The organism is Enterococcus sp. BSD2780061688st2 D3, assembly GCF_005844145.1.
GTDB classification, from domain to species: Bacteria; Bacillota; Bacilli; order Lactobacillales; family Enterococcaceae; genus Enterococcus_B; species Enterococcus_B durans.
This window is the reverse complement of record NZ_SPHN01000033.1, coordinates 1-9,909: the sequence shown is the minus strand read 5'-3', so window position 1 is coordinate 9,909 and position 9,909 is coordinate 1. Positions and strand designations below refer to the sequence as shown.

Sequence of the window (9,909 nt, the reverse complement as noted above, 5' to 3'; positions counted from 1 at the left end):
CAAATGGAACGAAGTAATAGGGTAAAAGTGCACATTCTTATTTAGCAATAACTGCACAATACAGTCTAGCAGTTACAACATCTAGTCCATCATCAACTAATTCGTAAGATAAGTCTTTTTCAAATTGTTTCTTGTCTTTACTTCTATTAATAATCGAAATCTGCAAAGAAGTATCAGAATCACAACTATTTAGTAACTCACAATAGGAGCTAAAAGTTAATTCTTGCTCAGATTGATCTGCAATTGCATAATTGATATCTGAAAATTTGAATGTACGAGAATAAAGCCCTTCTTTAAGCTCACACACTCCATTCTCATACATTGCTTTATATGTTAATGATCGTTGGCTAGATAAAGGTGGAGCGTCTCTACGTTGATTTTTTCCACGCTGTTTTTTCTGCTTTGCTAAGATTTTTAATACTTTTTTTGCTTGCTTATCTTTTGGTTGTTTCTTTGACTTTTTGGAATCGTTTTTTTCTAAAATCATTTAGATTGCTCCTTTCTTTAGTCTGATATATTCTTATTCCAGTTTTCGAGTAATAATTTAGAATAATCTTGCCATATTTTTCTAAAGGCATACCTTCTTTTCTTATCCAGCCAAATGCTACAATAGGTATCAATAGTGGGATAACTATATAACCGGCTGCGTCAACCGACATATGCAATACCAATACACAATATGCTGTTACTCCTACTGAGATTAATACTGCCAATACAAAAAATACTAACTGCCTAACGCTCATTCCTCCCATTAGTTTTTCTTGATAATCCTTAATTTCTTTTGGTACTTTTACTCTAATTGCCACTCAAACACCTACTTTTCTTTCTTCTGTGAAAAAATATCAGATATTAATTTCTTAAAATCTCGCAACATCTCTTTTGTAATAATTACGATCATTATGAGTGTAAAAACAAGAGAAACAATGAAAAATACATAAAGTATACTTAGTGTTAATGGATTGGAAATATTATACTGTGTTAATAATATGGATAGTATTTGTAACAAAAGAAATAGCACTCCAAAAATTAGAGTGCTGTTACAACGAGATTTTTTCATTGAAAAGTCCTTCCTACATTGCATTTGTAATAGATTTTGACCATCTTCCAGTCGCCATTACTGCGAAAATTAGTAACACGCTATTACCAATTATCCCAATCAGTGTCATTAAGAATGTTTCACTTGCTGAACCACTATTTGTTATATCACTAAAAGCCGAGCTTAAGAGATATGGATAAAACTGCATAACCATAAATATTAAAGTTCCTTGTAACGCTGTCGCTGTAAATGATTTTAGAAAATTTTTACCTATACTTGACCATTCATCATTAGGAAATGTTGCGATTGGAATAGGAGACATAGCTAAGAATGCGTATAGTTCAATAAAACGCATATTTACAACTACCTGTACAATTACTATTGAACCAATAGTAATTAGTAATGCGATAATTAAAACAGTTGATACACCTACTTTAAACATTAATCCTTCTTTTAAAATAGGGGCTAATATTTTTTTTGCGTCTAACATATCACTTACTTCTTTGTTTCCCATACCTAAATTATTAATCTTGTCAGTCATATATCCTGTTATATCCATAATCGCCCGCATAATTAAAGATACTTGATCCATAGCTATTTTACATAGTCCTAATCGTAACAATGATTTAAAGATCATTTCAATACCTGTTTGACCTCCTCCATTAGTTTCCACACGATTAGATATTCTTTGTAATTCCAAAGCAAAAAACAAAGCCAATATGCTAAAAGCTATTGGCTTTGAAACAGAATCAAGAATAGTTGTTGAATACTTATATAACTGAGGACTGAAATTTTCTAAATTGCTAGTTAAGTGGCTTGTCTTACTACTAAAGGAAATTACTTCTAAAATAGATTCGACACACCATGTTAAAAATCCATCCATCATTTATCCTCATTTCTGTACATCCACTATGCTGCAATTGACTTAAATAACGCTGCTGCTGCTACAATCACAGCTCCACCAACAATTTGCCAAATACCTGATTGCATTTGTGGTCCATTATGATCTTTTAGAGCACCACCTAAAACAATTGCACCCCATACTGCATAAAATCCTCCTCCAATAACCGCAAACTTTGATACAATATCTATAATAGCGTTAAATGTTCCCATTAATTATTCTCTCCTTTTATAATTCATCTCACTAGTGTTGCATAAAACATTTTAGAATATTCTGAAAACTATTTCCTCTGAAAATAAGTCAAAAAAAACTGTGCTGACGCAGAGGATGACTTTTTCCAGAAAATTTTTTATCTGTTATTCAACTGAAAACCAAAAGTAACGAGCCAAATTTCTTTTTTCTCATGTGGGAATTAATTTTTCTACCCAACATTCAAAAGGCTGAAACAGTAAATAACGAAAGAATCGTTTGATTTGGAACACCGATTTTACTGTCTTCGTTTCTAATTTGATGAGAAACGTGAGAAGAGCGGAAATCATCGTTAGAATCAATTGATTATGCACGCCTTTTTCATTTTGAGAAAAGAAGGTTTTGCTGGTCATATGTTGTTTGATGTGTTTGAAAAACAATTCGATTTGCCAACGAGCGTGATACATATCAGAAATTTCTTTCGAAGAGACATCCATTCGATTGGTGATAAATTGAAACTCACGTCCGTTCTTATCTTGAACAGTGACTAGTCGAAAATTGGCGGTCAAATAAGTCTTAGACCCCAAGCGAACGAGTTCATCTCGTAGAATTTCTTCTTCTGGCGATTTTTCTAGTGTGTCTATCACATGAACTTTGGTATTTTTCTTGATGCGAGTGACGAAGAAATACCCGTCCCAATGCATCTGATCCATCTTTTCAAAATCCAAGTAACCACGATCAAAAACATACGTTGCCTCTGGTTCATTCACCAGTACTGTCAGTTGATTGACATCATGTTCGTGTGCATTGGTTAATGTAAAATCAGTTGGATACATCGTGGCATCATCCATATAACAGAAGTTCAAGTGCAATTTAATACCTGACTTGGTTTTACGGAAAGTCGCCCACTTATGACGTTTTAAACTAAGCAAAAACGTACTGGAATCAATCAGATACAGATGATTTCGCTTGGTTGGTTTGATTTGATGTTGAACTTTTTCTAACAGTTGTTGAAAAATTTCTTCTAACACTTTAGGTTCAAGTGCATTAAATGCTCGAGACAATTGGGTATGACTAATCGATGACACATCGGTTTCTAGTTGGAGCGATCGGTCGATAAGAGCTGTACTCAAATCACGCAAACTTTCTTTTTCTTCATTAACTGCGTAGAGAAAGAGCTTGAGCACAGCTTCAAAAGACAGTTTTTTACGATACGAATTGTAATCAAAAATACATTTTTGGGAGTTGACAGAAAGTTTTCCTAATTTTATGGCAGAAAACCATTTATTAAATGTTGTATTTGTTTTATACTTATCCATGTATGAGTCCTTTTTATTGGTCTTGGATAAGTCATCCAAGTGCTAGTATAAAGGATTTTTTGTTCTATGGAATAGGTTAAAATTTTAATGCAACACTAGTGAATTCATCTAAATTTATTGTTTCAATTTCTTCGTCTTCAAAATCATAGGTTTCTATTTCCGTATGTTTCAAAAACTCCTTCATATCGACATTTTTTGATAATTCAAAATCAATTGGATCATTATTTGCAATAAATTCTTCTTGATCCAACGGTGATTGATACATATAACCTGAAGGTGTCTCTTTTAACTTTTTAAATAAAGGGTGGCGTTCCAACTTAAAACGATCAGATAAAAAAGGCTTTGTGCCACGTAACATATAAATACATTTTCCGCCTTTAATCTCACGCACTTCATTTGGATCAAGTAGGTTTCTTCCCTGCTTTTGAGAGTTTTTAGTAAAACTTCCCGTAGTTCCCCTTGATTCGTTATAAGTTACTACATCAATTGTTTCTTTTCCTAATTGAGTTGAAATATACTTATGAGTACTTTGCTCGTTTCCTCCTAAATACAAAAAAGAATCACAGTTTCCTATGATTGTTTCCCAACTGTCTTTATAAAGCTTTTTACTAATCTGTGTTAAATTTTGCAAGATAACATCAACTGAAATTCCTCTACTACGTGTTGTTGCAATAACATTTTCAAAATCTGGAATTTGCCCAGTATTAGCAAACTCGTCTAACAAACACCTTACAGGAATTGGTAACGATCCATTATAAACATTATCTGCTTTATAAACTAACGTATCAAAAAGTTGTTGGTAAATCATACTTGCTAGAAAGTTCATAGTAGTATGAGTATCTGGCAAAATAATATAAAGTACAGTTTTACGATCTCCTATTGTATCTAATTCTAAGGTGTCCGTTGACGTTAATTTTCTGATATCTGGAACGTCAAAAGGAGACAAACGAACACCTAAACTAATTAAAATACTCTTAGCCGTCTTTCCTGCTGCCATCTTAAAATTCTGATACTGTTTTGCTGCAAAACAACTAGGCTGTTCTTGCTCTAATTCTTGAAATACTAAATCAATCGAAGAAATATATTCTTCATCATCTTCTTTTACTCTTGCGCGTCTTACTAAGTCTGCTACTATCCCTAAATTTTGTTCTTCAGGTTTTCCTTTCAAAATCAACAAATGGAAAATAGCTGCCAAAAAAGATCTTTGTGCATCGTCCCAAAATGAATCTCCACCCTTTTTGTTAGGGTCTGAAGTATTCTTCATTAGATTGTTAACCACTTTCAATATATCAATTTCACAATCTCCTTCTGTTCTTCTAATATAATGGAAGGGATTATAACCATCAGAATTTTTCATGGTATTCAGATTAAATACTTTTATCCGATACCCATTTTGTTGCATAATGGCAGCTGTATCACTCAAGATTCCACCTTTGGAGTCATTAATAACATAGCTTGAGTGCATTTGTAATAAATTGGGCAATACATAAAATCTAGTTTTACCTGAACCAGCTCCACCTACAACTACAACGTTATTATTACGTTCATATTCCTTATTCTTTTTTAACTTAGTTTCGATCGTTATTCTTTCTGTATTTGTAAATAAAAGATTATTTTTAAATTTTTTATCTACATAAGGAGCAATGTCTTTAGAAGTACCCCATTTGGCACTCCCATGTTCTTCGCCCATTCTTAAATTTTTCTTGCCACTTATAATATATAAATCAATCAGTAAAACAATAACCGCAATTATAGCCCCACCTTTCATAGCAATTTTTGAAAAAGTAAATGGAGAAATGGTAAATGTCTTAGGTTCTAAGAACTTATCAAATGCTGCATTTACTACATTTATCCATGAAGAATCTGTATTTTGAGGAATCGAGAAATAAACCATAAAAAATAAAGTACCTAAATAAAAGAAAAAAGCAGCAAGTGCGACACCAAAAATAAGATCTTTTTTGGTGATATTCATCGTTCTTGCCCCTTAGTTTTATTTTTCGTGTTCTCTTTTAGTTGTTCTCTTTGTTGATTTATTTCTTGCGCTTTATCCTCTAATTTATCAAGTTTTTTAGTTAACGATTTATCTTTATCCTTGTCATCGACAGAAGATTTTTCAATATCTTTATTAGGTTTCTCCTGCTGTTGTTCTCTATTCTGTTCTTTTTCATTAGTAAATTTTTGTAGCACATTTTCTAATGCTAAATTGAGTGTATCTCTATCTTGAGCTTTAAAGAAAACATGTATTTTACCCGTCTCTTTGTTTCTTTTTACTGCAAAATCTACCTTGTATTTCTTTAGTTCATTTGCAAGTGGCTTTAAATCAGTCTTTGAGACATCAATATGTTCTAACGCTCCATGCTTTTTTAGTTGATTATAGCGCTGTTTTCCTGTAGTTCTCTGCTTTTTAATTTGATTAGTTACTGCTTTTGTTGAGCCATTAACAATTGATACCCCTCCCCTGCTCATTTTCTGTGTTAAGTTTCGCATTAAGCTTTTACCTTCATCAAAAACAAATTCCGCCACTCGTTCGTCATTTGCTGCCATTTTAACAACCTCCTCTTTAAAATAACCTTGAACCATATTATCAGAAACAAATTCATATTTAAGTTGTTCATATCCTGCTCGTTGCATGATTTTATTTCGAGATATTCTAAAACTTTCATAGCCTTTTATATATTGATCACGCTCATTGAAGTAAGCTTTCGCTTTATTTTTTGCGTATCTCTCCATGAATCGTAAATCATTTTTTTCAAAAAAAACTGGGGACAGTATTTTTTCAAGCTTTAATTGTTGTATATGATAGTAAACAAAGTTGTCTACGCTTAATTCGTCATTCACACGTCCCTCATATCTTCTATCAAACATCGGCAAACGATTGACACCAAATGACGTAATCTCTTCTTGTAGAAAGTTATAATCAGGTGGACGGTGATTTTTTTGGTAAAAAGAATACCACTTAGTTTCCGCTCGAATCAGTTCCATATTAAAAAGTTGTCTTACCCGATTATCTTTACGATCAATAAAAGTCATATTTTTTAATAAAAATATGACTTGGAATTTATATTCTTCTAAATAATCTTCGAGTTCTATAGGTTCGCCTAATTCTTTTACTGTTATATTCATAGATATATCCTCACATAAGCTTTTTACCTACGTTTTTTTACGTTGTAAGGCAAAATTAGTTTCTCTTTAGGAATTTTGTCTTCTTCTGACACGAAAAATTCAAAGTATCCTTGCTCATATACATTTTTGTTTCCTCTTTTATTGCTAGTTCTTTCTTGATCAATCATTACTTCCTCATAAACTGCGTCTCCACTAATAACTTGCTTTCCACCTACTACTGAAATAAAAGTCTTATAGTTACTTTTTGTCACTAAGGCTACTGTTGAAACATAAAATATACTTTCTTCATTGACTACTTTATTTCCGAAAAGTTCTGCAACTTTATTAATGGATAGACGAATACTTGATAAGTTATTCTCTGAATCAAAATTTAACTTAACTTCTTTACCAATAGTCAAGTAGATAGTGATTCCTTCATTTCTATTCGTCATAAAATTTGTACTCCCTCTTTCTTAATTATCTTCTTTCATCAATCATATCTTCATAACGATCGATTGCTACTAATGACATTAACGCCACACCAATAAATCTGCCTAAAAATAAACCACTTATAAATAGCAACATAGACAATACCTCCTTAAAAATTGAATAAAAAAAACAGCCTTATTTTTAAAATAAGACTGTTTCTGGATCAACCAATTGTGATTGACTTAAACTATGATCTAAACATAATTCAAAATGTAAATGGCTACCTGTGCTATTTCCTGTCGAGCCAACATAGCCAATGATCTGACCTTGTTTTACTTTGTCGCCAACTTTGACTTGATATTCTTGTTGGTGGGCATATAAAGCCGTTGTACCGTCTTCATGCTCAATAGCTACATAATTCCCCCATGAAGGGTGAAACTCTGCTTTAACGACCGTTCCTGCTTTGCTAGCATAGATTGGCTCGCCTTGTGCTGCTGCCAAATCTAATCCTCTATGAAATTCTCCCCCACGAGTACCAAACGGACTAGAAATCGTATAGTTTTTCACTGGTACAATATATCCTTCTTTACTTAATTGTGGTCCTGCGATTTCCTTGTCGTAGTCCGTTAAATGATAGGTTTCGATCAAACCATTTAATTTTTGATCGTATTTCGTATCAGTTGCATATCTGCCAGTTAAGAATTTAGTTGCTTCTTGATAAGTTTTTGCGTTTGTTTTCCATACACCACTATAAAATTGACTATTACCAGTCAAACCTTCTTTAAGCAGCTGTGCATAGTCATTTAAGCTATCTTCATAGTTTTCATACTGTCTAAAAGTAGCTTGTGTGGTGTAAAGAGTGCCGTCACCTAAATCCTCTTGTGTGGCAAAAGAAACACCTTTTCCGTTATGTGTTCCTTTGATTCCGAACAAGTTATAATTTGGCGCTTGTGCTAACTGACTTTGTCCGCTAGCTGATTCCAAAATGGCTTGCGCAATCATGACAGAAGCGTATAAATCGTTCTCCTGTCCTACTTTGCGAGCAGATTCGCCGATTTTTCGGACAAAGCTTTCTACGGACTCATCTTTTTCAAAATGAATGTTTCCTTCAGCCGTTTCTTTGCTTGAAGGAACTAATTCTTGAATAGGCGCAGTTGGCGTTTGGTGATACGGTTTTGACTCGCTTTCTGCTGGTTTAACTTGCTGTTCCTCACTTGTTGCTTTTGCTTGATTGTTTGGAGCAACAGACGGTGCTTGCTGATTGTTTGAAGGTTCAGTTGTTGGCTGAGTCTGTGATTCATTCGTAGAACTGCCAGTGTTCGGCTTTTCTGGTTTCGATTCACTCGGCTTTATTTCGCTAGGTTTAGTTTCATCTGGTTTAGACTCACTACTGGATTCCGTTGTACTTGTTGAATCTGTCGTACTGTCTTCTGTAGGCTTTTCAGACGATTCTGTTGTAGACGTCGTATCTGTCGAGCTAGTTGTTGTATCATCGGTTGTACTTTGATCTGTACTACTTTCTGTGGAATCAGTCGTTGTTTGTGTAGTAGACGTTCCTGTTTGTTCATCACTACTTGAAGTAGATTCTTCAGACTGATTATTCATCGTGCTGGATTGACTGGTTGGCGTTGAAAGCTGTTCATCTGCTAATACCTGTAACGGTGTTGTCAATAGCATTTGAGAAAGAAGAACAGCGGAAGCTACTTTTGAAATATGCTTTTTTTTCACTTTTTCTCTTTCCTTTCCTGTGTTACATCTAAGATAACTTTATTTTATGAATTTTTTATAAAAATATATATAAGTTTTGTCACTCATTATATTCTGTTCAATAGAATACAACTTGAGAGACCAACAAGAAAAACTAACCCAATCAGAATAGGATAAGCATTAGCTAATTGAAATACTAGGATAGAAAACACTTGGAAGTTAGAATAAATAGCTTTCTTTTCTGTGAAGCGCCATTCTATTTTATTTGTTTGCTTTGCCTTTTTAGTATCCTTATCGGGAGTAATACTTTCCTTTGCTGCTTCAGTTCTATTAGTTGAAGTCGCCTGTTGGTCATTTAGACGTTGTTTATTGACTGTCTTATTTCTCGTTGTTTCTAATCCTAAAGCTTGTTTAATATCATGTGAACCATTTTCAGCTGAGTAAGATCGAACATACCTAGCTTGAATTAATGCACGATTAGCTGTGTGTAATCCTCCCTCACATCTAAAAATAGTCATTAAAGGCGAATCACCTTCTTGTGGGATATCCAATAACTTACCCTCTGATTGGTTAACAATTTTATTTGTAGTGATCTCATATTCATAAATCTTGCTAAAATCAGTCGCATAAATTGTTGATCCTACGCTAGATTGTGGTAAATTACGAAGGACTCCCCCACCTTGAACTAAATTATGTGCCATCAAAACATAGTTTCCTTTTCCAAGTAACTGGTTTGGATAATAGGTTCCCAAGCCAACCATTAAATTGTCATTGCTCATTCCTGCAAGAATCTTGGAGTATATACCAGAAGACGGAATATAGAGAGAACCGATTCCCCATTGGTTAACAAGAGCCTCATAACTCAGCTGTGCTTCCGCATAGTCTGTAGGTGTAACAGGTTGGATTTGATTTTCATTGTATGTTGCTTTCCCTATTGTCGTTTGTTGTATCTCCTTGATCTCTTTCTCTGACTGTATAGGGTGAGTGATTTGCTGTGCTTGTTTGATTGTATTTTCGGGACGAAGAAGAACGGTATAACCATAAAATCCACAGATTGCTAAAATCAGGCTACTTAGTAGCCACAATAACGGTAAGGCTTTAATGATTTTCTTTACTATATTGATCTCTCCTTTCCCTAAAAACAATAACTAAACCTGAATAATTCATAGCCTTAATTTTTTTGAATAGTTATTTAAAAAAAATAGACGTTTCTTTAAACGTTCTCT

General features: G+C 33.6%; 9 protein-coding genes and 1 pseudogene. All 10 read right to left on the bottom strand.

The features are described 5' to 3' along the window. Positions 1–76: 76 nt before the first annotated feature. Positions 77–487 (bottom strand): annotated as a pseudogene (locus FGQ66_RS14350) (VirB4-like conjugal transfer ATPase, CD1110 family); the annotation flags it as partial. Further along, positions 435–806: a PrgI family protein gene (locus FGQ66_RS14345; RefSeq protein ID WP_002372477.1), complete on the bottom strand. Its 372-nt coding sequence runs from the start codon at positions 804–806 to the stop codon at positions 435–437. The pseudogene FGQ66_RS14350 and the gene FGQ66_RS14345, both read right to left, overlap by 53 nt. Positions 807–1,070: 264 nt before the next feature. Beyond that, the gene (locus FGQ66_RS14335) at positions 1,071–1,919 is read right to left on the bottom strand and encodes a VirB6/TrbL-like conjugal transfer protein, CD1112 family (protein WP_171024621.1); all 849 of its coding nucleotides are present in this window, start codon (positions 1,917–1,919) and stop codon (positions 1,071–1,073) included. A 26-nt stretch (positions 1,920–1,945) separates the two neighbouring features. Further along, the gene (locus tag FGQ66_RS14330; RefSeq protein ID WP_086319127.1) at positions 1,946–2,149 is read right to left on the bottom strand and encodes a hypothetical protein; all 204 of its coding nucleotides are present in this window, start codon (positions 2,147–2,149) and stop codon (positions 1,946–1,948) included. Between the two features lie 189 nt (positions 2,150–2,338). Continuing rightward, the gene (locus FGQ66_RS14325) at positions 2,339–3,445 is read right to left on the bottom strand and encodes an IS4 family transposase (protein WP_138302641.1); all 1,107 of its coding nucleotides are present in this window, start codon (positions 3,443–3,445) and stop codon (positions 2,339–2,341) included. 76 nt (positions 3,446–3,521) lie between these two features. After that, a complete protein-coding gene (locus tag FGQ66_RS14320) occupies positions 3,522–5,417 on the bottom strand; it encodes a VirD4-like conjugal transfer protein, CD1115 family (RefSeq protein WP_138302640.1) in 1,896 nt (631 codons plus the stop codon). Then, entirely contained in the window at positions 5,414–6,568 is a 1,155-nt protein-coding gene (locus FGQ66_RS14315; protein WP_138302639.1) for a PcfB family protein, read from the bottom strand. The genes FGQ66_RS14320 and FGQ66_RS14315 overlap by 4 nt, the downstream gene beginning before the upstream one ends. Before the next feature lie 23 nt (positions 6,569–6,591). Next, the gene (locus tag FGQ66_RS14310; RefSeq protein ID WP_002332892.1) at positions 6,592–6,999 is read right to left on the bottom strand and encodes a hypothetical protein; all 408 of its coding nucleotides are present in this window, start codon (positions 6,997–6,999) and stop codon (positions 6,592–6,594) included. 178 nt (positions 7,000–7,177) lie between these two features. Beyond that, entirely contained in the window at positions 7,178–8,704 is a 1,527-nt protein-coding gene (locus FGQ66_RS14305) for a glucosaminidase domain-containing protein (protein WP_138302638.1), read from the bottom strand. An 86-nt stretch (positions 8,705–8,790) separates the two neighbouring features. Next, positions 8,791–9,828 (bottom strand): class A sortase, encoded by a 1,038-nt coding sequence (locus FGQ66_RS14300; protein WP_002332895.1) that lies wholly within the window; start codon positions 9,826–9,828, stop codon positions 8,791–8,793. Positions 9,829–9,909: the final 81 nt, after the last annotated feature.

Bases quoted from the DNA above. Each gene is read 5' to 3' on its own strand.
- FGQ66_RS14335 (WP_171024621.1), bottom strand. From the start codon at position 1,919: ATGGATGGATTTTTAACATGGTGTGTCGAATCTATTTTAGAAGTAATT.
- FGQ66_RS14330 (WP_086319127.1), bottom strand. From the start codon at position 2,149: ATGGGAACATTTAACGCTATTATAGATATTGTATCAAAGTTTGCGGTT.
- FGQ66_RS14325 (WP_138302641.1), bottom strand. From the start codon at position 3,445: ATGGATAAGTATAAAACAAATACAACATTTAATAAATGGTTTTCTGCC.
- FGQ66_RS14320 (WP_138302640.1), bottom strand. From the start codon at position 5,417: ATGAATATCACCAAAAAAGATCTTATTTTTGGTGTCGCACTTGCTGCT.
- FGQ66_RS14315 (WP_138302639.1), bottom strand. From the start codon at position 6,568: ATGAATATAACAGTAAAAGAATTAGGCGAACCTATAGAACTCGAAGAT.
- FGQ66_RS14310 (WP_002332892.1), bottom strand. From the start codon at position 6,999: ATGACGAATAGAAATGAAGGAATCACTATCTACTTGACTATTGGTAAA.